Genomic DNA, 2754 nt, shown 5'->3' with positions numbered 1-2754 from the left:
CATCAGCGACGCCGGTCACGGAGACGGGAAGGGTGGCCGTCGTGGTGGCTGTATCTGAACCATCGGTCGATGTGGCAGTAACCGTGAGGTCAAAATCATCGCTGCTGTTTGCAGGCGGGGTGATCGTGAGATTGGCAAGCTGAGCCGGTGTCAGCGTCGCAACGCCATCGGTGACGGTCACAGCTTCACCATCCGCCGTGAGGACTGCACCGTCTGGGATACCGCTGATCTCAACAGACAGGGTCTCGGACCCATCGGTGTCGGTGAGGGCAGAGGAGATATCCAGCGCAATGGCTGTGTCTTCACTGCCGCTTGCTGCTTCAGTAGAGAGGGTCGGCGCATCCGCAACGGCATCGACGGTGACATCCAGCGTATCGGTAACGGTGCTGGTATCGCCACTCTGCCCATCGGTCGTGGTGACCGCAACAGAGAGGGTGAAATCCGAATCACTGTCAGCCGCCGGCGTGATCGTCAGCCCCTCGAGTTCAGCAGGCGTTAGCGTGACAGAGCCATCCTCATTGACGGTCCCCGCCGACAGGGTTGCCCCAGCTGGGATATCGCTGATCGTGATCGACGCGCTATCGCCATCCTGCACACCGGTGACATCGATATTGAGCGCAATGGCGGTATCTTCTGATCCAGCCGCATCCACTGTCGCAACAGTCGCCGCATCGGCGACGCCGGTGACGGAGACGGGCAGGGTCGCGGTCGTCGTCGCGGTGTCTGTTCCATCAGTGCTGGTCGCGGTAACCGTGAGGTCAAAGTCATCGCTGCTGTTCGCCGGCGGCGTGATGGAGAGATTGGCAAGCTGAGCCGGCGTCAGCGTCGCGACACCATCGGTGACAGTAACCGCTTCACCATCCGCCGTCAGAACCGCGCCGTCTGGAATGCCGCTGATCTCAACAGACAGGGTCTCAGACCCATCAGTGTCGGTGAGGGCTGAACTGATATCCAGGGCAATGGCTGTGTCTTCACTGCCGCTTGCTGCATCGACAGAGAGCGTCGGCGCATCCGCAACGGCCTCAATAGTGACATCCAGCGTATCGGTGACGGTGCTGGTATCGCCACTCTCACCATCGGTCGTGGTGACCGCGACAGAGAGCGTGAAGTCCGCATCACTGTCAGCCGCCGGCGTGATCGTCAGGCCTTCCAGCTCAGCAGGCGTCAGCGTGACAGAGCCATCCTCATTGATGGTGCCCGCAGACAGGGTTGCCCCCGTTGGGATATCACTGATCGTGATCGACGCGCTGTCACCGTCTTGAACACCGGTGACATCGATATCGAGTGCAATGGCTGTATCTTCATTGCCCGCCGCATCCGCTGTCGCAACAGTCGCCGCATCGGCAACACCGGTCACAGAGACCGGCAGGGTCGCGGTCGTCGTCGCGGTGTCGCTGCCATCAGTGCTGGTCGCGGTAACCGTGAGATCGAAGTCATCACTGCTGTTGGCTGGTGGCGTGATGGTCAGGTTCGCCAGTTGCACCGGTGTCAGCGTCGCAACGCCATCGGTCACGGTGACAGCCTCACCATCTGCAGTGAGGACTGCGCCGCCTGGAATGCCACTGATCTCAACAGACAGGGTCTCTGACCCATCGGTATCGGTGAGGGCTGAACTGATATCGAGCGCGATGGCTGTATCTTCGGATCCCGAAGCCGCATCAACACTGAGCGTCGGTGTATCTGCAACGGCATCGACGGTGACATCCAGCGTATCGGTAACAGTGCTGGTATCGCCACTCTCGCCATCGGTCGTGGTGACCGCAACAGAGAGGGTGAAGTCTGCATCACTGTCGGCCGCCGGCGTGATCGTCAGCCCCTCGAGTTCAGCTGGTGTCAGCGTGACAGAGCCATCCTCATTGACGGTCCCCGCCGACAGGGTGGCGCCCGTCGGTATATCGCTGATCGTGATCGACGCGCTGTCACCGTCTTGAACACCGGTGACATCAATATCGAGTGCAATGGCGGTATCTTCTGATCCAGCCGCACCCACTGTCGCAACAGTCGCCGCATCGGCTACACCCGTGACGGCAACCGGCAGGGTCGCGGTCGTCGTCGCGGTGTCGCTGCCATCGGTGCTGGTGGCAGTAACAGTCAGGTCAAAGTCATCGCTGCTGTTCGCCGGCGGCGTGATGGTGAGATTGGCAAGCTGCGCCGGTGTCAGCGTCGCGACACCATCGGTGACAGTAACCGCTTCACCATCGGCGGTCAGAACCGCGCCCTCTGGAATGCCGCTGATCTCAACAGACAGGGTCTCGCTGTCGTCGGTCAATGCCGAGGAGATGTCCAGGGCAATGGCTGTGTCTTCACTGCCGCTTGCTGCCTCAGTAGAGAGGGTCGGCGCATCAGCGACGCCGGTAACCGACACAGGCAGGGTCGCTGTTGTCGTGGCGGTGTCAGTGCCATCGGTGCTGGTGGCTGTGACTGTCAGATCGAAGTCTTCGCTGCTATTCGCAGGCGGGGTGATGGTAAGATTAGAAAGCTGAGCAGGCGTCAGCGTGGCAACACCATCTGTGACTGTGACGGCTTCACCATCGGCGGTGAGGACTGCGCCGTCGGGAATGCCGCTGATCTCAACAGACAGGGTCTCAGACCCATCAGTGTCGGTGAGGGCTGAACTGATATCCAGAGCAATGGCTGTGTCTTCACTGCCGCTTGCCGCATCGACAGAGAGCGTCGGCGCATCCGCAACGGCCTCAACAGTGACATTCAGTGTGTCGGTGACGGTGCTGGTATCGCCACTCTCACCATCGGTCG

Annotated in this window: 1 protein-coding gene; it reads right to left on the bottom strand. The window is 60.8% G+C overall.

The window, feature by feature from the left end; genetic code table 11:
- The coding region (locus ACOSDM_RS20000; protein WP_420726304.1) for a beta strand repeat-containing protein at nucleotides 1-2754 on the bottom strand (2754 nt) is incomplete at both ends.

It is taken from the genome of Hwanghaeella sp. LZ110, from assembly GCF_048892525.1.
Lineage (GTDB): Bacteria > Pseudomonadota > Alphaproteobacteria > UBA8366 > Aestuariispiraceae > Pacificispira.
This window is presented reverse-complemented; position numbering and strand designations above follow the sequence as displayed.